19 protein-coding genes and 1 pseudogene are annotated in these 21,166 nt (G+C 62.9%); 13 read left to right on the top strand and 7 right to left on the bottom strand.

Annotated features, from left to right (window positions below):
* Positions 1–96: 96 nt before the first annotated feature.
* Complete coding sequence (locus ACNQOP_RS03945) at positions 97–1,011, bottom strand: oxygenase MpaB family protein (RefSeq protein WP_416403397.1); 915 nt, start codon at positions 1,009–1,011, stop codon at positions 97–99.
* Between the two features lie 63 nt (positions 1,012–1,074).
* Positions 1,075–2,514 carry an MFS transporter gene (locus ACNQOP_RS03940; protein WP_416403396.1) on the bottom strand — a complete coding sequence of 480 codons (1,440 nt, stop codon included), beginning with the start codon at positions 2,512–2,514 and terminating at the stop codon, positions 1,075–1,077.
* An 85-nt stretch (positions 2,515–2,599) separates the two neighbouring features.
* Between ACNQOP_RS03940 and ACNQOP_RS03935 the strand changes: the two genes are divergently transcribed.
* Together ACNQOP_RS03935 and ACNQOP_RS03930 are read left to right on the top strand one after the other, a co-directional pair.
* Positions 2,600–2,977, top strand: coding sequence for a MarR family winged helix-turn-helix transcriptional regulator (locus ACNQOP_RS03935; protein ID WP_257370504.1), 378 nt, complete (start codon positions 2,600–2,602; stop codon positions 2,975–2,977).
* A 288-nt stretch (positions 2,978–3,265) separates the two neighbouring features.
* Positions 3,266–4,918, top strand: a complete 1,653-nt coding sequence (locus tag ACNQOP_RS03930; RefSeq protein WP_416403395.1) for an ABC-F family ATP-binding cassette domain-containing protein — start codon at positions 3,266–3,268, stop codon at positions 4,916–4,918.
* Here the strand turns inward: ACNQOP_RS03930 and ACNQOP_RS03925 are convergent.
* The gene (locus tag ACNQOP_RS03925) at positions 4,901–6,331 is read right to left on the bottom strand and encodes an MFS transporter (protein WP_416403394.1); all 1,431 of its coding nucleotides are present in this window, start codon (positions 6,329–6,331) and stop codon (positions 4,901–4,903) included. The genes ACNQOP_RS03930 and ACNQOP_RS03925 overlap by 18 nt on opposite strands.
* Before the next feature lie 95 nt (positions 6,332–6,426).
* Between ACNQOP_RS03925 and ACNQOP_RS03920 the strand changes: the two genes are divergently transcribed.
* The gene (locus ACNQOP_RS03920; protein WP_416403393.1) at positions 6,427–6,984 is read left to right on the top strand and encodes a TetR family transcriptional regulator; all 558 of its coding nucleotides are present in this window, start codon (positions 6,427–6,429) and stop codon (positions 6,982–6,984) included.
* 18 nt (positions 6,985–7,002) lie between these two features.
* Here the strand turns inward: ACNQOP_RS03920 and ACNQOP_RS03915 are convergent, their stop codons facing one another.
* Positions 7,003–7,209, bottom strand: a complete 207-nt coding sequence (locus ACNQOP_RS03915; protein WP_284985299.1) for a hypothetical protein — start codon at positions 7,207–7,209, stop codon at positions 7,003–7,005.
* A 263-nt stretch (positions 7,210–7,472) separates the two neighbouring features.
* On the opposite strand from ACNQOP_RS03915, the gene ACNQOP_RS03910 reads away from it, so the two are divergent.
* The 3 genes from ACNQOP_RS03910 (at position 7,473) to ACNQOP_RS03900 (ending at position 10,629) form a co-directional block, all read left to right on the top strand.
* Positions 7,473–8,963: a M23 family metallopeptidase gene (locus ACNQOP_RS03910; RefSeq protein ID WP_416403392.1), complete on the top strand. Its 1,491-nt coding sequence runs from the start codon at positions 7,473–7,475 to the stop codon at positions 8,961–8,963.
* A 76-nt stretch (positions 8,964–9,039) separates the two neighbouring features.
* The gene (locus ACNQOP_RS03905) at positions 9,040–9,522 is read left to right on the top strand and encodes a glutathione peroxidase (RefSeq protein ID WP_257370498.1); all 483 of its coding nucleotides are present in this window, start codon (positions 9,040–9,042) and stop codon (positions 9,520–9,522) included.
* Between the two features lie 141 nt (positions 9,523–9,663).
* Positions 9,664–10,629, top strand: a complete 966-nt coding sequence (locus ACNQOP_RS03900; RefSeq protein ID WP_416403390.1) for a phosphodiesterase — start codon at positions 9,664–9,666, stop codon at positions 10,627–10,629.
* Here ACNQOP_RS03900 and ACNQOP_RS03895 read toward each other — a convergent pair.
* Both ACNQOP_RS03895 and ACNQOP_RS03890 read right to left on the bottom strand, forming a co-directional pair.
* Positions 10,607–12,196 carry a stealth family protein gene (locus tag ACNQOP_RS03895; protein ID WP_374111536.1) on the bottom strand — a complete coding sequence of 530 codons (1,590 nt, stop codon included), beginning with the start codon at positions 12,194–12,196 and terminating at the stop codon, positions 10,607–10,609. The two genes, ACNQOP_RS03900 and ACNQOP_RS03895, sit on opposite strands and share 23 nt — an antisense overlap.
* 29 nt (positions 12,197–12,225) lie before the next feature.
* A complete protein-coding gene (locus ACNQOP_RS03890) occupies positions 12,226–13,146 on the bottom strand; it encodes a hypothetical protein (RefSeq protein ID WP_349470687.1) in 921 nt (306 codons plus the stop codon).
* Between the two features lie 136 nt (positions 13,147–13,282).
* Here ACNQOP_RS03890 and ACNQOP_RS03885 point away from each other — a divergent pair, with 136 nt between their 5' ends.
* Positions 13,283–13,582: a type II toxin-antitoxin system VapB family antitoxin gene (locus ACNQOP_RS03885; RefSeq protein ID WP_018778077.1), complete on the top strand. Its 300-nt coding sequence runs from the start codon at positions 13,283–13,285 to the stop codon at positions 13,580–13,582.
* A gap of 58 nt (positions 13,583–13,640) precedes the next feature.
* Positions 13,641–14,288, top strand: a complete 648-nt coding sequence (locus tag ACNQOP_RS03880) for a LytR C-terminal domain-containing protein (RefSeq protein ID WP_257370495.1) — start codon at positions 13,641–13,643, stop codon at positions 14,286–14,288.
* Here the strand turns inward: ACNQOP_RS03880 and ACNQOP_RS03875 are convergent.
* A complete protein-coding gene (locus tag ACNQOP_RS03875) occupies positions 14,266–14,997 on the bottom strand; it encodes a TetR/AcrR family transcriptional regulator (protein WP_416403389.1) in 732 nt (243 codons plus the stop codon). The two genes, ACNQOP_RS03880 and ACNQOP_RS03875, sit on opposite strands and share 23 nt — an antisense overlap.
* Before the next feature lie 130 nt (positions 14,998–15,127).
* Between ACNQOP_RS03875 and ACNQOP_RS03870 the strand changes: the two genes are divergently transcribed.
* The 5 genes and pseudogenes from ACNQOP_RS03870 to ACNQOP_RS03850 all read left to right on the top strand — a co-directional run bounded on the left by ACNQOP_RS03870 (position 15,128) and on the right by ACNQOP_RS03850 (position 21,108).
* On the top strand, positions 15,128–16,129 hold the full coding sequence (locus tag ACNQOP_RS03870) for a LacI family DNA-binding transcriptional regulator (protein ID WP_235519792.1): 1,002 nt from the start codon (positions 15,128–15,130) through the stop codon (positions 16,127–16,129).
* 185 nt (positions 16,130–16,314) lie between these two features.
* Positions 16,315–17,656: pseudogene (locus tag ACNQOP_RS03865) on the top strand (extracellular solute-binding protein).
* 36 nt (positions 17,657–17,692) lie between these two features.
* Positions 17,693–18,613 (top strand): carbohydrate ABC transporter permease, encoded by a 921-nt coding sequence (locus ACNQOP_RS03860; protein WP_416403388.1) that lies wholly within the window; start codon positions 17,693–17,695, stop codon positions 18,611–18,613.
* A 2-nt stretch (positions 18,614–18,615) separates the two neighbouring features.
* The gene (locus ACNQOP_RS03855) at positions 18,616–19,518 is read left to right on the top strand and encodes a carbohydrate ABC transporter permease (RefSeq protein WP_235519795.1); all 903 of its coding nucleotides are present in this window, start codon (positions 18,616–18,618) and stop codon (positions 19,516–19,518) included.
* A 51-nt stretch (positions 19,519–19,569) separates the two neighbouring features.
* The gene (locus ACNQOP_RS03850) at positions 19,570–21,108 is read left to right on the top strand and encodes an alpha-N-arabinofuranosidase (RefSeq protein WP_416403387.1); all 1,539 of its coding nucleotides are present in this window, start codon (positions 19,570–19,572) and stop codon (positions 21,106–21,108) included.
* The last annotated feature ends 58 nt before the right edge of the window (positions 21,109–21,166 follow it).

The following is a 21,166-nucleotide window of genomic DNA, read 5'->3' as shown; positions in this document are numbered from 1 at the left end:
GGGCCCCACACAAGGTGAGGTTCCGCCGAGGGGTTGGCTTTCGGCGTTATGGGCACCCTCGAAGGGGCGAGAGCTCACCCCTCGGCGAAGGGCTCCTCAAGCGTCCGCGTAACCAAGCCTCTGCAACCGTCTCAGGGCTGCTTGTTCGCTGGGCCCGTGGGATCCGAGGGCCAGGCGAACCATGCCCAACACAGCCCTGGCCGAGGTGATGACGGGCAAGGGGATGGGGCCAAACCTGGGCGGCCGGAGCCCCAGCATGTCCTGATAGCGGGGTTCGAGGCTTGCGACGGCGGCGGCGAACAGGATGCGGTAGCCAGGACGGAGCATGGGGCTTAGTGGCGGATGGCGAATGAACCACACTGTCTCGGCCAGGCGTTCGTCGGCCCGCAGGATTCCTGAGGCGTACCACTGCTCCAGTTCTCCACGGACCTCGGCCTCGGTCAGTGGAGGATCCTCTATTCCCATGAGCCTGCCGGCTGTAGCCCACTCGCGGACGTAGGCGTCCGCTCCGCCGGGGATGGGTCGGCCCCAGATGCGGTTGGCGGTTATGAAGGAGTCAGCGTAGGTGATGTGTACCCAGCGGAGGAGTTCGGGATCGTTGGCCGCGTAGTCGCGCTGAATTCCTTTGCCGTCAACGTACGTCCCGCGGACGCGCTCATGGATTTTCCGGACCCGCGTGGTGGCGGCCTGGGCGTCCTCAGTTGATCCGTAGGTCACCGTGAAGATCCACCTGATGGTGTTCGCCAGGCGGCCGAACGGATCCTTCTGGAACCCGGAGTGCTCGTACACGCCAGCCAGCGCGCCGGGATGCAGGGCCTGCATCAGCAGGACCCTGATCCCGGCGACGATCGTTGCCACGTGACCGTGAACCGACCAGACTGCCGACCCCGGCAGGTGATATCCGGCGTCGTGCCCTTCCGCCAGACGCGGTACCCACTCAGGCGGCGTCCCCGACGTCCCTGTGAACGTGCGCTGGAGTTCGTGCCTGTACTCGGTGAGGTAATTCCTCATGGTCCATTCGACCTCGGAATGACCCCCGTGTATAGGGGCACTTTTTGTGCAAAAGCGCAGCGGTCAGGAGGCGACCCGGCGTCGGGAAGGCGCTGCTGCCACCAGCAAAGCGGCAATGGCGACGGCGGCACTCAGGATCAGTCCCGGACGGTACTGTTCCAGCATGGCCTGGGCGCTGACGGTACCCGCAGAGTGTCCGTGGCCGCTCACCAAGGCCGTGGTGACGGCCAGTACCAGTGCGGCGCCGACCTGGGTGCTGGTCTGGATCAGACCGGCTGCAAGCCCTTGCTCAGAGTCGCGGATGCCGGCAGTGGCCTGGACATTGATGGACGGGAAGGCCAACGCGAAACCAATGCCCAGCAGGACCACCGACGGAAGGATGTCCAGCGCGTAGTTGGGCGTGGTTCCCACCCGCAGGAACAGGACGTAGCCCAAGCCGAGGGCCGTCAGGCCGGTGAGGATGAGCTGCGTGGCCCCGAACTTCTCGATGAGACGGTCCGCGAACGGTGCGCTGGTGGCCACCAGTAAACCCGCGGGCAGCAAAGCGAGTGCCATCCCCAGCGGCGTCCAACCCAGCACGGACTGCAGGAACATGGTGACGATGAACTGGAAGCTCAGGTAGGAACCGAAGAGGCCCACTGCGCTCAGGTTTGCCCGGGCCACCCAACCTTCCTTGAGGATACCGAAGCGGATCAGCGGGTGCTTGACCTTGCGCTCGATGATGGCGAAGGCCACCAGCACGGCGGCAGAAACTGCGAACCCGGCGATTGTTGCCACAGATCCCCAGCCCTGTTCAGGTGCTGAAACCAAGGTGTAGACGAGGCCGAGCATGCCCAAAGCGAGCGTCACGGCACCCCAGATATCGTGCCCGCTGTCTTCCACCGACGGCTTGTCCTTGGGAATGAACTTCATGCCCAGCAGGACCACGATCACGGCGATCGGCACCGAGACAAGGAATGTCCAGCGCCAGCTCAGGCTGGTCATCAGGCCGCCAACCACCAGGCCCAGCGAGAAGCCACTGGCACCGAAGGTGGTGAAGATGGACAGCGCCTTGTTGCGCTCGCGTCCCTCCGCAAAGTTGGTGGTGATGATGGAGAAGCCGGTGGGGGCGGTGAAGGCGGCAGCGAGGCCCTTGACGAACCGGGTGGCGATCAAGATGGCGGGATCGTCAACCAATCCGCCAAGGAGCGACGCTGCCGCGAATACGGTCAGGGCAATGAGGAAGATTCGACGGCGGCCCAGCAGGTCCGCGAGTCGGCCGCCGAGGATCAGCAGGCTCCCGTAGCCAAGGACGTAGGCGGAAACGATCCATTGCAGGGAGTCGGTCCCCAGGTTGAGTTCATGTCCGATCGAGGGCAATGCAACGCCGACCATGGAGACGTCCAGCCCGTCCAGGGCCAGGACAGTGCATACGACCATCAGGAGCAGCCACTGTGCCCGCGTCCAGCGGACGGCTGCAGCCAGGGGCTCGGCAGGCTTTTTGAGGGTGGTGGGTGATGTCATGAGCAACAATCTATATGACGCGTCATTCAATGACAAGGAATATTATGACGTGGATTCTAACTGCGTCATGAACTAGAATCAGGACATGGCAACGACGCGTGACCGCCAACTTGTTGAGCAGTGGCGAAGCATCCAGGACTCCTACTTCCGTACCGCAGCGGCGATCGACCGTGCCCTGGAAGCCAAATTCGATATCGGCCTGAATGAGTTCGAAATCCTCGATCTCGTAGCCGACAGCGAAGAGTCTTCGTGCCGGATGAAGTCGTTGGGGGAGCGGACGCCCATGACTCAAAGTGCGGTCTCCAAGGTGGTGGACCGGCTCGAAAAAGCCGGCCTCGTGACGCGCCAGACCTGCGCCGACGACCGCCGCTCGTTGTTCCTGGAACTGACTGCGGCGGGCCGCGCCCTCCACTCAACTGCCGCCGTCGAGCACCGCGCGTTGCTTAAGGAAAACCTGGGCTGAAGCGGGCGGGAGGACTTCTTCGCATGTCCGATGACGGGGGGCGGCAATGCCGGGCGGCGTGGGACGGCGTCAGTCCCCGGTCCCTCCCGCCAGAAGGCCATTGGCGGCAAGTTGCCTTCGTTGGAGGCTTTTGCGAGACTGTAAGCCTCTATTCCCCAGTGTTAGGCCGATGTTTTGACGGGCATTACAGGTTTCACGACGCCAACCGTGCGCTGACCTTGCCCTGATGCCCTTGCCGGCCCGTGGTTGCAGCGCATTCGCTGAAACCACTGGAGCCTTCGGAGCATCATGTCTACAACAAAAAACCCGTCCATCACCCTGACCGACGTGCGCCTTCAGTGGCCCGACGGTACCGTCGCCCTTGCCGGGATCTCCGGAACATTCGGATCGGGCCGTACAGGCCTTGTGGGATCCAACGGTGCCGGAAAATCAACCTTGCTGCGCCTCATAGCCGGGAGTCTTGCCCCTACGAGCGGCAGTATTACGACCAACGGTGATGTCGGGTACCTTCCGCAGACACTCACCCTCGCGACCGACTCAACGGTGGCAGACCTGCTGGGTATCGGCCAGAAGTTGAAAGCACTGCGGGCCATCGAAGCCGGCGATGTTTCGGTGGAGAACTTCGATGCGGTGGGCGATGACTGGGATATCGAAGCCAGGGCGGACAAATCCTTGCGCCACATCGGCTTTACGGGGGCGGACCTGGAGCGGAACGTAGGCGAAATTTCGGGAGGCGAAGCCATGCTTGTTGCCATCACAGGGCTCCGGCTTCAGCGGACAGCAATCACTCTCTTGGACGAGCCAACGAACAACCTGGACAGGCAGGCGCGAACCAAACTGTCCGCCCTCCTCTCCACGTGGCCGGGGACGCTGGTGGTGGTCAGCCACGACCTGGCACTGCTGGAGTTGATGGACAACACGGCGGAACTGCATGGTGGAGAACTCGAAGTGTTCGGGGGTCCGTACAGTGCTTGGCGGTCGTATGTGGATGAGCGGCAGGCCGCAGCGGTTCAGGCTGCCCAAGCTGCCAAGCAGGCCGTGAAGACTGAGAAGCGCCAGCGCCAGGAAGCTGAGATGAAGCTGGCGCAGCGTGCCCGCACCGGTCAAACCAGCTATGACAACAAGAAGGGCTCCAAGATCCTTATGAATCAGCGGGCCTCCGATGCGCAGGTGTCAGCGGGCAAGCTGCGATCAGGATCGGATGACAAGGTGGACGCTGCCCAGGCTGCGCTGGATGTGGCTTCCTCCAAAATCAGGGAAGACGAACGGATCAGCGTGAACCTTCCGGATCCGGACGTTCCCCGCAGCCGGCGGATCGCCGAGCTGCGGGGAACCAATCGTGCCTTTGTGGTGGAAGGACCGGAACGGGTGGCCATCATCGGCGCCAACGGGGTGGGAAAAACCACCTTGCTCGAACGCCTGGTCAGCGGGGAACCGTTGACAGACGATGATGACGACGTCGAATCCGGCACCGCAGGTGGTCAGCTCCTGACCGGGCGGTCCGGCTATCTGCGGCAGCGGCTCGATGGCCTGGACGAGGCCGCGACAACCTTGGAAAATGTTCAGGCGGCAGCGCCACGTGTCCCTGTCGGGGAAATCCGCAACCAGTTGGCCCGGTTCTTGTTGCGGGGCGATAGCGTCTACCGTCCCGTTGGGACTCTCTCCGGTGGGGAACGGTTCAGGGTTTCCTTGGCCAAGCTTCTCTTTGCCGATCCGCCGCCACAGGTACTGATTCTCGACGAGCCAACAAACAACCTCGACATACAGAGTGTGGACCAACTCGTGGAAGCGTTGAATGCCTACCGCGGTGCCGTCATCCTGGTCAGCCACGACGACGGCTTCCTGGCCCGTCTCGATCTGGATCTGGTGCTGAGCCTGGACCATGACGGGTCACTCACCGAGCTGCCGTCTCTGCCCGTTGGGTCACGGTCGGGAAGCTGACGCGTTTCCCGCCGCCCTGCGTTGCGCGAGGTAGATCAGTGCTGCGCAGGGGACGGCAAGCGTGTAAAACCATGTGGCCGAGGTGAAGACTGCTCCGTAGGCTTCGGCTCCTGCCGTTCCTTCGGCTGTTCCGCCGGAGCCCGCGAACACCACGGTCAACAGCGCCAGCCCAATGGACCCGCCGAGTTGATGTGCCGTGTTGACCAATCCGGAGGCGGCGCCGTTGTCCGCTGGTGCCACCCTGGACATGCCAAACTCGGTCAACAGGATGATTGCTGTTCCTTGGCCGATTCCGAGCACGATCAGCGGAAGCAGGACGTCCGGAAAATACGCGGTGCCCGGGCCTATGGAGCTGAGCCACAGCATGCCCAGGCCGGCGATGACCAACGAGGCCACCAGCAGCGCGGGCTTACCCAGTAAGGCGCTGAGGGGTTTGATCACGTAGACCATGAGGAAGAACAGGAGCGTGAGCGGAATGTAGGCGATGCCGGCGGCGAAGGCGCTGAATCCCAGCACATTCTGGAGGTACTGGCTGAGGAAATAGAAGGTGGAGAACATGGCCCCCACGATCAGAATCCGGATGATGTAGGCGCCCGACCGGGTCATGTCTTTGAAGAGGCGCAGGGGAGTGATGGGCCGCTCGGCATGACGCTCGACGAGCACGAAAGCCAGAAGCAGGAGCACGGCTGCCGCGAGTGAAACGATGGTCGTCAGGTTCCCCCACCCAGCCTCGCCCGCGTTCACGAGTCCATAGACCAAGGCGGACATTCCCGCTGTAACTGTCAACGCGCCCGGGATGTCTACACTGCCTTTGACCCTTCCGGTTTCCGGCAGGCAACGTGGGCTCAGCAGCAAGACGGCAATTCCGATCGGAACATTGATCAGCAAGCCCCATCGCCACGACAGCAGGTCTGTGAAGACACCGCCCACGATGATGCCCACGCTGCCCCCTGCCCCGATCACGGCACTGTAGATGCTGATCGCTTGGGACCGTTCCCCGGGCTCGGGGAAAGTCTGCACCAGGAGCGCCAGGGTTGCCGGAATGGCGAAGGCCGATGCGGCACCTTGGAGTACGCGGGCCCCGATCATGACCTCGGTGTTGAAGGCGACCCCGGCCAGCAGGGATGCCAACGTGAAAACTCCTACGCCGACCATGAAGACCCGGCGCCTGCCCAGAAGGTCTCCGACGCGGGCGCCCAGCAACAACAGCCCTCCGAAAGCCAGCGCATAGCTGTTCTGGACCCACGAGAGGGTGGTGCTGTTGAAGCCAAGTTCGCGTTCAAGGTGCGGCAGTGCCGTGGTCACGATGGACGTGTCCAACACCATCATCAACTGGCAGCCCAAGATGACCGCCAAGGTTATGGTTCTGGACAATCGCGTGGCAGGGGTTGTTTCCATCTGCGTTGCTGACATGTCGGACCCTTTCTAAGTAACTAACTGGTTGGTTTTTAACCATGCGCGTGAAATGCATCGATGTCAACTAACCAGTTACTTGCTATGGTGGGGACATGGCGAGAGACGCAGAAGCAACCAGGCAGCGGATCCTGAAGGCGGCAGAGGAGGAGTTTGCCAGCCATGGCATAGCCGGGGCGCGGGTGGACCGTATTGCTGACGAGGCACTGGCCAACAAGGCGATGCTGTACCGGTATTTCGGCAGCAAGGAGCAGTTGTTCGACGAGGTCTTCTCCCGGCGGGTGGTCGCAGTAGTGGAGGAGACCGAATTCGACGCACTGGACTTGCCGGCGTACGCGGCCCGTGCTTGTGACCTCTACCAGAAGGACCCCAATGTCCTCAGGCTCACCAACTGGTACATCCTTGAACGCGGCCAGGCGGCGGACCTTGAAACCTTGGTGGCCTCACACCAGGAAAAGCTTTCCCGGATCGAAAGCGCCCAGAAAGCCGGCAACCTTCGCTCTGATCTCACACCCATCGAGCTGCTGGCAAGCGTGCGGGCCTTGGCCATGACCTGGCACACGCTCACTCCCGAGATGGCACGGTCCAAGCTTCCGAGCCTCAAGCGGCGCCGCGAAACCATCGTGGAGAACGTACGCAGACTCGTCAGCTAGTCCGATACTAGGTCCGAATCAGGGCTTTCCTTCGTAAAGGCCATCTACGGCCGAGGCCATCAGCCGGAGATCGACAGGGGACGCCACCAGTGCTTCGTGCACGTAGGCGTCGAACTCGAAAGCGGTGGCGTTTCCTCCCCGACCCCAGTATCCGGCCCACAATCGGTAGAGGGTCACGGCATTCTTCTCTAAAAGGATGCGTGCGGTCCGCTGTGGATCATCCATGGTGACATCCCAGTGCTATCGAGGCGCTCTCTTGCGCGGCATGAAATAATCCGCCTGCTTAGCGTCCACCGTACAGGGCTCGGAGCCCCCGATTGCACGGGCCACGACTGCCTGAGGCAAAGCTCAAGGCATCTTGAGCCAAAACTGATGAAACCTTTCCTTGGCAAGGGCCCGGGAAGCCTTTATTTCTGCTGTGATTCCCGCAACAATGGTGCTTGCACGCCAGGCTGGGGTTTGGTGCCGCTGGCTTTGGGGAGTGTTTTGTGGGCAAGCATCATGATTCAAACCGGGCAGTAAAACTGATCCGTGCCATAGGTTTCCACCGCATCCTGATCGCTGGAAGCCTCGCCATTCTGGCGTTCATCGCATTTGGCTTCCAGCCACTCACCTCAGTGCCCGCCGGCAGCATCGGTGGTTCCCTGGCGCAGGGCGTTGTTGAACCGACGGCGTTGGGCACCTTGGTGGCGCCGGAGGCCGAGACCACGGTCATTGATCCCACCCCCGAGCCCCCGGCACAACAAGCCGGAACGCCTATGGTCCACTTCGACCGGGCCGTGGTCAGGACCGTCAGCAAGGATGGATCCACTGGCCTGACAGTTGCCTCTGCGGGTATGCCACGCCCGCCCGCGGGGAGCTTGTACGCGCCTCTTGAGGTCCTCAATCCGAGCTCGCCCTACGGCTACCGCTACAGTCCCTTGACTGGCCTCCCCGGTGAGTTCCACTGGGGCCAGGACTACGCTGCAGCATGCGGCACCCGGGTCTACGCCGCCGACGCCGGTATCGTCCGGGCGGTTGGGTGGCACATTTGGGGCGGCGGCAACCGTGTGGAAATCGAGCACGGCAACGGCCTGGTGACCACCTACAACCACCTGCAGGCGATCGGCGTCACCAAGGGCCAATCTGTGCGGGTGGGCGAAGTCATTGCCCAGGTGGGTACCACGGGCTGGTCCACAGGCTGCCACCTCCACTTCGAGACGATCGTCAACGGACTGCACACCAATCCGAACGGCTGGATCTACTTGCCCATCAAGCAGGTTGATCCGTTGCAGCCCATCACCATGGTGAGCTACGAGCCAGGCGTTGGAACGGGCACCACGGCCACCCCGCAGTGGGCCGTACCTGTGGCCGATGGCACCAACCGCGCAGTCATCGGCGGCGAACACGAAGAACCCGTGGCATTGCCAGTCGTGGTTCCACCGGTTTCCTCAACCCCGGCAGCGCCCAGCGCCCCAGGCACCAGCAACCCGCCAGCCACGCAGACCCCGGCACCGTCCGTAACCGCGAAGCCGACGCCCACACCGACGCCCACCGTCACGCCGACACCCACCGTCACGCCGACGCCGACCGTCACACCGACACCCACCGTCACGCCGACACCCACCGTCACGCCGACACCCACCGTCACACCGACGCCCACGGTCACGCCGGCTCCCACACCGAAGCCGACAACAACTGCGCCGTCCACGACTCCTGTGGCTCCGACGGTGACGGTCCCCGTCGCACCGGCACCGGCCGTCGTCGTACCTCCCGCAGTGCCCGCACCAGCGGCCACGCCACCTGCTGCTGCTCCAGTGGCGCCAGCACCGGCACCAGCTGCTCCCGTCGCGCCGGTGCCGTCGCCGGCAGCCGTACTTCCCACAACGCTCCCGGCGGTGGTCCTTCCGCCCGGATACATCCTGATCGGTACGGACAAGGTCCAGCGTCCGGACGGTGTGATCGTGCCGTTGTCCGCGCTGGTCATCCCGACGCCCTAGGTTTCGCCGCACGGCAAGCTCCCGTAAGCTCGATGGCGGCGATCCAGCCGGCCGACGACGTCAGGAAGCGAATCCCATGACCAGCCTGTACAGCATTCCCCTCACCTTCAACGACGGCTCCGACGCTGACTTCGGCCGCTTCGAGGGGAAGGCGGTGTTGGTGGTCAACGTCGCTTCCGAATGCGGCTTCACACGGCAGTACGCGGGCCTGGAGGAGTTGTACGGCAAATACCGGGATCAAGGCCTGGAGATCCTGGGTGTGCCGTGCAACCAGTTCGGTGGACAGGAACCGGGCGCGGACCACGAGATCGCGGAGTTCTGCGAGCGTAACTTTGGCGTCTCCTTCCCCTTGACCAGCAAGGCAAACGTGCTGGGCAAGGAACAGCACCCCCTCTTCACCGAACTGACCCGCGGCGCCGACGGCGAGCCGGTCAAAGTGAAGTGGAACTTCGAGAAGTTCGTCATCAACCGCGACGGAAAACTCGTGGCACGATTCCCATCCGCAGTGGAGCCCGACTCCGAAGACCTGATGAAAGCAGTGGAAGAAGCGTTGGCATAAGCCATCAATTCGGAAGGGAGGGAAAGTAATTTTCCAACATTCCGCCGGAAATTAGCCAGATGTTGGCTTGTTGTCTGGTTGGATTGGCCCTACTGGATTGACACGGGAGGCGCCGCCTCCCACTGAACGCTAAGGCAAGCTATGGAGCTCATCGAGGCTGAATATCCCAAACCAGGTCATGTGCTTTTGCACCTGAGTGATCTTCACCTGGTGGGTGGTCCAAACACGCTCCACGGTTCCGTGGACAGTGCAGCCAGGCTCCAGGAAATCTGCGATCAGATCATCGCGTCCAGGATCCGGCCTGAGGCCATCATTTTCACCGGAGACCTGGCGGACAAGGGCGAGCTCCACGCTTACGAGCGGCTCCGCGAAATGATTGAACCCGTCTGCGACGCGCTCGGGGCCAAGGCCATCTGGGCCATGGGCAACCACGATAACCGGGCGAACTTCCGTGCTGCCTTCGAGGACGCGTCCGAGACCAGCAGACCCCAGGACCCGGTTGACCGCAGCTACTTCGTGAACGGTCTCCGCATCATCACCTTGGACACCACAGTGCCCGGCCATCACTACGGCGAGCTGTCCGAGGCCCAGCTTGAGTGGCTGGCTGCCGAACTGGCCACTCCGGCCCCGGACGGCACCATCCTGGCCCTGCACCACCCCCCGGTTCCCTGCGTCCAGGACCTTGCGGTGTTGGTGGAGCTGCGCGGCCAAGCCGCACTGGCCGCCGTCGTCCGCAATTCGGACGTTCGCACCATCCTGGGTGGCCACCTGCATTACTCCACGACGGCGGGCTTCGCCGGCATCCCGGTGTCCGTCGCCTCGGCCACCTGTTACACCCAGGACCTGGCGGTGCGTGCTGGCGGACAGCGTGGCCGCGACGGGGCGCAGTCGTACAACATGATCCATGTCTACGAGCACACGATTGTCCACTCTGTGGTTCCGATGTCCGGGGGAGTGACCGTTGGCGAACCCGTGGATGCCGCAGAGGTTCAGCGGAGGCTGGCCGAAGCCGGCATCCGCATCCCGCATGAGTCCCGGGTAGGGGCGCACACTTCCCCTGGGACGCTGACCTCGTCGCTGCCGCTTATTTCTCCCAGGGTGCCTTGACCGGGAAGTACTTTTCCAGGAAATCCGTCACGAGTTCCGCACGTTCCTCTGCCGCGACCTCCGGGAAGCTGCCGTCGTTCAGGCAGAAGAAGTCCATGTGGCGCTTCGCCAACAGCTTGGGCAGGTAGTGAAGTCCCGCCCACATGGTGGTGTCCACGTACCTGACCTTGGCATTGGTTTGCGTCACAGCGCGGCCCGTGAGCAGGGCGTAGTAGTGGTAGAACGAGTTGGTCACGGAGATGTTGTCCGCAGCACGGAAGCGGCTGCCGGCGGTCTTGGCGAATTCCGCAGGGAACTCTTTTTCCATCCGGGCCACGACGCTGCGGCGCAGCGGGGCGGCTGTGTGCTCCAGGTGCCGGGTGGTGATCCGGCCGAAGCGCTCCCAGAGCAGTTTGCGGTTAACGCGGGCTGCGTTCTCGAAACCGCTCCGCTCGGCATCGTTCTCGCCCAGGCCAATGCGGGTGTCGGCTTCGATGAACTTGGTGATGCCGCCGGGAGTGAAGAACATGTCCGGACCCACGGGACGGCCAAAGAACATGTCGTCGTTGGAGTAGAGGAAGTGCTCGGACAAACCCTCGATGTGGTGGAGCTGGCACTCCACGGCCTGCGAATTGTGGGTAGGAAGGACTGAGGGGTCGGCGAAGAACTCCTCGCTGCGCACCACTGTCACCGCCGGGTGATCTGCCAGCCATGAAGGGGTGGGCGAATCGGTGGCGATGAAGATCCGTCTGATCCACGGCGCGAACATGTGCACAGAGCGCAGCGCGTACTTCAGTTCGTTGATCTGGCGGAAGCGGGCTTCGCTGTCATCGCCCTCCCCGAGTACGGCGTCTGCCTGCAGGGCGCGACGCCGGGCAATGTACTCGGGGTCGCTGCCGTCAACCCAGGAAAAAACAATGTCGATGTCGAAGGCGATGTCGCTGGCGTGGTCCGCGAACATGTTTTCGATGGTGGGCCAGGTCAGGCCATGCCGTTGGACGGTACCCCGCACGGCGTCCTGCCGCAGCATGGTCCGGCGGGTCAGGGAGTTCTCCACCGGAAGCTCCAGATGATCGCCTTCGAACCTCCACAGCTCGAGCTGCACACCCAATGCGGGACCGTACCAGAGGCCGCCGCCGGTCTCGACCCGGGGCCTGTACAACCGGAAGATGCGGGATTTCCTGTTGGTGGTCAACTCGCCATCGGCCACCAGCACCGAGGTCTTTTTCTTGGCGTCCACGGTCATGGAATAGAACGGCTCATTGCGGAACGCCGCAACCAGCGCCTCCCGGACCACCTTGCGGGACTCCCAATCGACGGCGATGACAGGCCGTTCGTCGTTGCCGCGCACCAGGATGAAGTCGATGCCTGCGGCGTCCAAGGCAGCCCGTACGGCCAGGAGGTCGGACACCATGGCCTGTTGCGGGGTGAGGTCGCTGTTGACCAGGGCGTACCGCCCGCGGTGACGGACGACGTCGGACCTGTGCTTCAGGTGCGCGACGACGGCAGGCGAGACCGCCTCGGCGATCGTGTCTTCTTCAATGGAAGGGCTGCCGTGGTAGATCGGATCGACCTGTGCTTGTGTGATGGCTGTTCTCCGGAATCGTCGGGGTGGAGCTAGATGGAAAGTGCTTCGCGCCAGCTGCGGAGGAAAGCGCCGCCGGCGTCGTCGTGGATCACGTCGTCCGCCAGTTCAAGGTCAGCGGCCGTCAGGATGGTGTAGGGCTTCACCGGTACGCCGTCTGCGGGGCGGACATCCACGTGTTTTACGTCGTGATCGTTGTGGTGAAGCCAGTCTGCCATGGCATAGTCCGTGCGGGAATCGCCCACGGTGCGCCATGACAGGGGAGTGATGCCTTGGGCTGCCAGAAGTTCGACGGCGCGGCTCGCTCCCAGGTCCTTGCCCAGCCGCACCGACTCAATGTCAGTGGAGATGATGGTGGGGTCCAGGCGGTAGTCCACAGCGTCGTCGGATTCCGGGGCGTGGTGGTCCAAAATCGCGGCGCTCAGGCCATGGCGTCCCATGATGTCCAGGGCATCGGCGTCGAAAAGTTTCTGTTCCGCCAGGTAGTCCTCGTTGGATACTTCCAGGTGCTGTTCCACAGAAACCATGGCCCGCTTGGTTTCGTCGAAGAACATGTGGGCGGAATAGTCCTCGGCAACGAGCCTGCGGATATCGTCACCGTAGGCTTTGGGCACGGTGAGCTCGTGGTCCACGTGGATGGTCCCGGGGCCGTTCGCCGTGTAGCTGAACCACACGGCGCCCTTCTCGCAAATGGCGTGGATAACGGTGTGTGCCGGCATCCCGGCGGCAATCATGGGTTTCATGACCTGTTCACTGATGAACGCGTCCGAGCGGCCCGTGTTGAAGATGACGGGGATTCCTGCCGAGGCAAGGGCCACCAGGTCGGCGATGATGTCAGGCTTGACGTCGCGCGTCACCGGGCTGGCAATGGGGCCGTCAACGTCCAGGAGCAGCGCCAGGCGAGGCGTGGCTTGGGCGGCGGTCCGGTCAGTCCCTTGGAGCGGTTGAGTCATGCCCCTATTCTGTCAGTCCCTGCGGGAACCCTCACAGCTGTGACGTCCCACGAAGGATAGTCACCTTTTGGCCACAACCTGCCTGTGCCGGGGGTCACAAGTTCCGTTAGCGCGGTAACTTCCATAGGCTTGCAGGGTGATCTTCAAAGCTGTGGGCGAGGGACGCCCGTACCCTGACCATGGATATTCCGCGCCGCGCGACTGGGCTGCCCTGCCTCCGCGCCCGGTGCGCCTTGATGACCTGGTGACCACCAAACGGACCTTGGACCTGGAGGCGTTGTTGGCAGAGGATTCCACGTTCTTTGGCGATCTGTTCCCGCACGTCGTCCAATACCAGGGGGTCATGTACCTTGAGGATGGCCTGCACAGGGCAGTCCGTACCGCGCTCCACCAAAGGACGGCCATCCACGCCCGCGTATTGGTGATCGATGGCTAGGCCGGCCGCCACGGAGCAGGACACCCAGCGGCCAAAAAAACCTAAGCGTCCCAAGGATGTGACGCAACTGCACGGCCACCACGTGGTGACCGGATCGGAACTTCGGGCAACGTTCGCCGACGATCCCACGGTTCGCCGGGGCAGCTTCGGCCGCCGGCTGTTCCACGGCATTGTGTTGGTCCTGCTGGTCGGAATCATTGCGGCCGGCGCGGTGGGAGCCTGGGCGATCATGAACGGCGTCATCAAGGTACCCACGGCTGTCGCCAGCAAAGCCCCCACCAGCCTGTGCCCGACCACCACGTTCGACTACGTGCCGAACGAAACCGTGAACCTGAACGTCTTCAACGCCACCTCCCGGGGTGGACTGGCGGGCACGGTTGCCGCCGAATTCACCGCCCGCGGCTTCAAGGTGGGCTCCGTGGCCAACAGCGACACCGCGTACTCGGGTGTGGGCGTGGTTGTCTCCGGAGTCAAGGGACAAGCGGCGGCCTTCAACGTCCAGCGGAACCTGGCCGGAACGGACTACTTCCAGGACAATCGTGAAGACGGCTCCGTGGACGTGATCCTCACACCCGGCTATGAGGGACTGGTGGAACCGCAGCTGGTGGACCAGACTCCCGGCAAGCTCCTGTGCCCGCGTGAGGACCTGCGGATTGCTGACAAATCCAAGTGGCCTGTGGTGCCTACCCTGCCGGCAGGGCAGTAGCTGCCTGTCCGGCAAGGACGTTGAGGATCGGCCGGTCGAGCCGCACCGGGTTGCCGGCCTCGTCAAAGCGCGCTCCGGCTCCCAGCTGGATGAAGCGAACCGTCTGTTCGGTGTGTGCTTCCTGCGCGGCGAGCAGCTCGACGTCGGGGGCTGGGGCCGGTGCGGAAGTGTCGCCGTCGGGCGTTCGGTTGCGTCGTGCGGCGCTGGCCGAAAGCGTTCCGTGGATCAGCCGTGCCAGCTGGGCGACATCAATGTCCGGGAGGTAGCCCTGTTGGACGCCGTCCCGGAGGATGTCCTGGAGAAGGACGTTGAGGTCACCCACGTGATCTGCGAGCTTGGCGAAGGAGCCGGGCGAGAGGACAGCGGCCATGGCAGGACCTGGCGGCAGGTGCCGGCGGCTGAGGTCCTCAACCTGCGCCCGGACGTACAGGGCGAGCCGGTCCACTGGGTTTTCCAGCGCGGCCAGCGAGTCCCGCAGGTCGACAATGAAGCGCTCGGTCTCATCCAGTGCGTAGGCGATCAGGAGCTGTTCCATGTCCGCGTAGTAGTTGTAGACGGCCGTCCGCCCCACCCCGGCGTGCCGGGCCACGTCCGTCATGGTCAGTCCAGGGAGGCCGTGGGTGAAGAGGAGCTCCCCAAAGGCGGTGAGAATCCGGCGTTGGGTCTCGGCGCGTTGGGCAGCGTTGGTGGGGGCCGTGATCCTGGGCATATAGACACTTTACCGCGATCTGTCAGCAAGTCGGCTTGAGAGGGGACATCCACATCCCTGCAGGGCTGCGTAAGGTGGGGTAAAAATTCGCGTAGCATCGTGAAAACAGGCAACAAGTAAGGGGTGGATCGTGCGCGCAACGGTCAAAGACGTGGCGCGCCGCGCCGGGGTTTCACCCAAAACTGTCTCCAACGTCATGAACGGCGTTGTACCCGTAGCTGCCCCCACGCGCCTCAGGGTGGAGCAGGCCATGGCCGAGCTGGACTATGTTCCCAATCTTTCGGCGCGGGGCCTCCGTAATGGGCGCTCCGGAGTGATCGGCTTGGCCTTGCCTGACCTTGCCACCCCGTTCTCGGCAGAGCTTACCCAAAGCATCGTGGAGGTTGCCCACGCACAAGGCTTCAGCGTGCAAATCGAAGAGACCGGTTCCGATCCCCACCGGGAACATGAATTGATGACCCGCGCCCGGGCCAACCTCATCGATGGCTTGATCCTCAACCCCGTGGTGCTCAAGGAAAGTGCCGTGCAAATGGGTGTCGCACTGCCGCCGGTTGTCCTGCTTGGTGAGGTGACGCAGCAGTTGGCGGACCGGGTGTTCGTAGACAGTTTTGCTGCTGCCCGGGACATGACATTGGCGCTGGCCAAGCCTGGACGCCGGCGGATCGCTGTCCTGGGTGTCAATCGGGGCCGGCATTCTGCGACCGCCATCCAGCGGGCCGGCGGGTACGAGGCTGCGCTGCAGATCCTGGGCATACCCAAGGACGAGTCGCTGATGATTTCCTGCGACAGTTGGACGCCCGCCTCCGCCGCTGCGTCCCTCGCGGAATACCTGGACGCCAACCCCCTGCCCGACGCCCTCTTCTGCTTCACCGACTCCATGGCACTTGGCGCTTTGAACACGCTGTGGAAGCGGGGCGTGCGGGTCCCGGATGACATTGCCGTGGCCGGCTTCGATGACGTGAATGATGGGCGTTATGCCGTGCCGTCCCTGACCACCGTGTCCTTTGACAAGCGGGCCATAGCCACGCAGGCGCTCCGTTTGCTGACGGAGCGTATGTCCGACAGGAACCACGGGCAGAAGCTGGTTGAGATCGGCTACACCATTGAGGAGCGGGACAGCAGCAAGTCCTGAAATGATAGCTCTCCCCTAAATTGTGTGCGCTAACAATTTTCTCTTGCCCTCCCTATTACATCGATGTAATGTGAGACCTGCGTCACCCCCGGGCCAACCTTTACCCGAGAGTGGGGACGCGCCGGAGCCGGATTTTGCGCAGCGAAGCAATGACCTTTCAGCGGACCCATCCAAAGGAGTGACGGGTGAAGCAGTTTGAATCTTTGACCGGGAAACAGTTATCCCGGAGACAGCTATTGGCAGGATCAGCCCTTGTTGGCGGCGGGCTCATGGCCGCTACGCTCACAGGCTGCGGGGGAGCGGCGCAGGCTGCTCCGGTGCAGGACATCGACTTCTGGCACCTGCTCTCAGGTGGTGATGGAATCAAGATGCAGGCCATGATCAACGCCGCCAACCAAGCCAACCCCGGTTTCATGGTGCACCCCACGGTGCTCGCCTGGGGCCCGCCGTATTACACCAAATTGGCCATGGCCTCAGCGGGTGGCAGGCCGCCGGAGGTGGCGATCATGCACGCCAGCCGGGTGCCCGGGTACGCGCCCGGTGGACTGATTGAGCCGTGGGACCTGGATCTGCTGGCGGAAAACGGAGTCACTGCCGCGGATTTTGCGCCGAGGATCTGGGAGAAGAGCCAACAAGACGGCAAGGTGTTCTCCATTGCGCTGGATTCCCACCCGTTCATCATGTTCTACAACACGGATGTTGCAGCCAAAGCCGGCGTCCTGGGAAGCAACGGACAGCTGGGGGAAGTCAGCTCCCCGCAGGAGTTCAAGGCCATGGCATTGGAAATGCAGAAGGTCACCAAGGCCCACGGCTTGTCCTTTGGCTACCTGGGCAGCGGTTCGCAGATGTGGCGCCTCTTCTACACCCTCTATAAGCAGCATGGCGCCGACATGGAACTGACTCCCGGGCAGCCGATGAAGGTTGACCGGGATGCTGCCATCGAGTCCTTGGAGTTCATGGCCTCCCTCTTTGACGACACCATCGCGGCGCAGGCGGGCGACATCAGCACGGGCATCGCGGAATTCGCCCGCGGCAGCTCGGGGATGCTGTTCAGCGGTGTCTGGGAACTCCCCACCATGAAGAAAGCCGGCATTCCCGTGGATGCGGCCACCATTCCCACCCTCTACGGGACCCCTGCCTCCTGCCTCCTATGCGGACTCGCACTCGTTCGTCCTCCCGCGGCAGTTGAACCACAACGAGGACAAACGGAGGGACGTCTACAAATTCGTCACCGACGTCCTCAAGGGATCTTTGTCCTGGGCGGAAGCGGGGCACATCCCCGGATACCAGCCGGTGGTCCAGTCACAGGCCTACCGCGATCTCACTCCGCAGATCCACTACGCCAACGCGGCGGACATCATTGCCTACGACCCCGAGGCCTGGTTCAGCGGCTCCGGCTCGGATTGGCAGACCTACTTCGCGGAGAACGTGCAGAACGTACTTCTGGGAAGGGACAAGGCAGCTGCAGGTTGGGATGCCTTTGAACAACGCACCAACACCCTGCTCTCCCGCCCCAACCCGGTTTAGCCCGGCCCTACGCACCGCGCGACAAAGGAGTCCTTCATGAGTACCTCTACCCTGTCCCGGCCCAGGCCGGAGAATCTGCGCACATCACTGAACCGCAGCAACAACAACCTGAGTGGTTGGGCCTTTGCTACGCCATTCCTGGTGTTCTTCCTCGTCTTCCTTGTTTGGCCCATCCTCTATGGCTTCTACATGAGCCTGACGGGCAAGTCCCTCACCGGCGCCAACGACAGCCTGATCGGATTCGCCAACTATGCAGAAGCCCTGGCGGATGCGGACATGTGGCATTCCCTGGGCAACACCCTGTACTTCACGGTGATCAGCACTGTTCCGTTGGTCTTGGTCGCCCTGGTGATGGCCGCGCTGCTCAACGTCGGGCTGCCGGCCCAGTGGCTGTGGCGCCTGAGCTATTTTGCCCCGTACCTGCTGGCATCAACGGTGGTGAGCCTTTTCTTCACCTGGATGTACAACCCGCAGCTGGGCCTGATCAACGAGTTCCTCACGGGCATCGGACTGCCCAGGGTTGCCTGGCTCAATGATCCCAACGTTGCCATGTGGGCGATCGTCATCGCTACGCTGTGGTGGACGGTGGGTTTCAATTTCCTGCTCTACCTGGCCGCGATGCAGAACATTCCGGCCCAGCATTACGAGGCAGCGTCCCTGGATGGAGCCGGAGCCTGGCGCCAGTTCTTCTCCATCACGCTTCCGCAGCTCACTCCCACCACGGTGATGATCGTGCTGCTCCAGATCCTGGCATCCCTGAAAATCTTTGACCAGGTGTACCAAATGACCGCCGGCGGCCCTGCAGGATCCACCAGGCCCGTGGTGCAGTACGTCTTCGAAACCGGGTTCACCGGCTACCGGCTGGGCTATTCCGCAGCCATCTCCTACATCTTCTTCGGACTGATCGTCGTTGTTTCGGTCATGCAGTTCGTCATCACCGGCCGCAGGAGTGCATAACCATGGCCACAGCTACAATCACCCGTCCCGCACCACAAACCACCCAAGCCAGGAAATCCGGGTTCCGCCAGCCCCGCAGGAAACTGACGATCGGCAGGATCGCGGCAATCGTCGTCGCCGGGTTCATCGCGGTGCTGTGGCTGATTCCCTTCGCCTGGGCCACGGTCACCGCTTTCAAGAGCGAAACGGATGCCGCGGCTCCGGACGTCACGTGGGTGCCGCCGTCGGGCTTTACACCTGACGCGTTCGTCAAGGTGTTCCAGGACGGCAACATCCCGCTCTGGACGTGGAACTCGCTGTACACCTCGGCGGCCATCACGGCCATCACCCTGGTGATCTCGGCCCTGGTTGCCTACGCCCTGTCGAGGATCGACTTCAAGGGCAAAAAAGTGCTGATGACGGTGATCATTGCCTCGATCATCATCCCGCCGCCCGTGCTGATCATCCCGTTGTTCTACCAAATGCTGGCATTGAACCTGGTCGATACGTCCTGGGCCATCATCCTCCCGCAGGTCATCCACCCGGCCATGGTGTTCGTGCTGAAAAAGTTCTTCGACCAGATCCCGCGGGAACTCGAGGAAGCGGCCGTGATGGACGGTGCCAGCCGCTTGCGGATCTTCACCCAAATCATCCTGCCGCTGTCCCGGCCCATCCTGGCCGCCGTCGCAATCTTCGTGTTCATCGGTGCGTGGAACAACTTCCTGTGGCCGTTCATCGCCACCAACGACGGCGGACTGCTGACGCTTCCGGTCGGCCTGCAGACCATCAAGAGCGCCTACGGCATCCAGTACGCGCAGAACATGGCTTCCGCATTGCTCGCTGCGCTGCCGCTGATCCTCGTCTTCCTGTTCTTCCAGCGCCAGATCATCAAAGGCGTTGCGACGACGGGACTCGCCGGAACCTGACCGGCACCTTTCAGACCCCACACCCAGACCTGAAACCAACCAAGGAGATCCATGTCCCGCGCACGCATCACCCTCGACCGCGACTTCACCATTGGCGAGGTCCCTCGACGACTCTTCGGCTCCTTCGTGGAGCACATGGGCCGCTGTGTCTACACCGGGATTTACGAACCCGGCCACCCTGAAGCCGACCAGTACGGCTTCCGCCAGGACGTCCTGAAGCTCGTGAAGGAGCTCGGCGCCACCGTGATCCGCTACCCGGGCGGCAACTTCGTTTCCGGGTACAACTGGGAAGACGGCGTTGGCCCCGTCGAAAACCGGCCGCGCCGCCTGGACGGCGCCTGGCACACCGTAGAGACCAACGCCTTCGGCCTGCACGAATTCGTGGACTGGTCAAAGCAGGCCGGCACCGAAATCATGGAAGCCATCAACCTGGGCACCAGGGGAGTGGACGCAGCCCGGGAAATCGTGGAATACGCCAACCACCCCGGCGGCACCTACCTCTCGGACCTCAGGGCCAAGAATGGACACAAGGACCCGTTCAACATCAAGCTCTGGTGCCTGGGCAACGAGCTGGACGGGCCGTGGCAGATCGGCCACAAGACCGCCGACGAATACGGCCGGCTGGCGCAGGAAGCAGCGAAGGCCATGCGGTTCGTGGACCCCTCGCTGGAGCTTGTGGCCTGCGGCAGTTCCAGCTCCTCGATGCCCACGTTCGGTGCCTGGGAGCAGACCGTCCTCACCCACACCTACGATGAGGTGGACTACGTGTCCCTCCACGCCTACTACCAGGAGCACGAAGGCGACGTGGGCAGCTTCCTGGCATCCGCCGTCGACACCGACTACTTCATTGAGTCGGTGATCGCCACCGCGGATGCGGTGCGGGCCAAGGGCAAGCACAAGAAGCACATCAACCTGTCCTTCGATGAGTGGAACGTCTGGTACCAGCGCGGCCTGGATACCGAGGACCAGCCCCACAACGTCATCAAGGCCGGTTGGCGTGAGCACCCGCGCGTCATCGAGGACAAGTACAACGTGACCGATGCCGTGGTGGTTGGGACCCTGCTGAACTCGCTGCTGCGGCACGGCGATCGCGTCAAGATCGCCAATCAGGCGCAGCTGGTCAACGTGATTGCGCCGATCCTGTCGGAGGAGAACGGCCCGGCCTGGAAACAGACCATCTTCCACCCGTTCTCGCGCATGGCTGAGCTTGCCAAGGGCCAGATCCTTCGGCTCTCCGTGAACTCGGACAAGTACTCGAATGATCGATTCGGTGACACGGACCTGGTGGACGTCAGCGCCACCTGGAACGAGGAAACAGGGCGAGTGGCACTGTTCTTCGCGAACCGCGGCTTGGAAGAAGCGGCCGACGTCGAGGTATCGCTTCGCGGTTTCGACGCCCGCCAGGTACTCCGCGCCGAGGTCCTGGAAATCCCTGAGGGCGGCGATCGTTTCACCATCAACAGCCAGGAACAGCCGGGCCGGGTGGGCCTCACGGCACTCGATGGGGTGAAGGCAACCGGCTCGGAGCTGCGCCTGACGCTGCCCGCATTGTCCTGGGCCGTCGTCGAGCTTGAGGTTGTGAAAGCCTAGAGCTCGCCGTAAAAGAAGCAACGCGGGGTCACTTACGGCCCATCCGGAAGGGATTTAT

This window comes from Arthrobacter sp. LFS091 (assembly GCF_047977885.1).
Lineage (GTDB): Bacteria > Actinomycetota > Actinomycetes > Actinomycetales > Micrococcaceae > Arthrobacter.
The sequence above is the reverse complement of the archived record's forward strand: the minus strand, read 5'-3'. Positions and strand labels throughout refer to the sequence as shown.